The sequence below is a fragment of the Arthrobacter sp. Y3223164 genome (assembly GCF_059091005.1).
The window spans coordinates 1-432 of record NZ_JBNHGF010000864.1 but is presented as its reverse complement, the minus strand read 5'-3'; the positions used below and the strand labels follow the sequence as shown (position 1 = coordinate 432).

The window sequence follows — 432 nt, the reverse complement described above, 5'->3', positions numbered from 1 at the left end:
TCCAACCCGGCGCATGTGACGGGCAGCGGGGGCAGGTTCAGCATTCCCGCAGGTGAGGCTTCGGCCCAGCTGGTTTTTCAGTACGCGCGCAATGGCGCCGGGCCCAATATGTACATCATGACCAATTCCGTGGATGTTAACGGCGCACTTGATGTCGGGACGGTCACCCTGCCGCCTCTGGGTTCGGCCACCATCAAAGTCGTCGATAGCAAGGGCGTGCCCGTTAAGGGGGCCTCGGTGACGGCCAACCACGGCATGGGTCTTCAGCTGAAAGCCCCTGGCGCGATGCGGGCACTTCCCTCAACGAGCGGTTGACGGCAGCCCATGCGGGCTGGAGCCCCCACGCCATCACCGATGCCGCTGGCGAAGTGCATCTGCAGACCCCACGGTTCACGAACGGTCTTCCCGCGATGCACATCCAGTACAAGGACC

The 432-nt window shown here is 63.7% G+C and carries 1 protein-coding gene; it reads left to right on the top strand.

The genetic code is table 11. The features are described 5' to 3' along the window. Positions 1-315: hypothetical protein (locus AC5RUJ_RS18440; protein ID WP_494156539.1), on the top strand; the 315-nt coding region annotated here is incomplete at its 5' end. Positions 316-432: the final 117 nt, after the last annotated feature.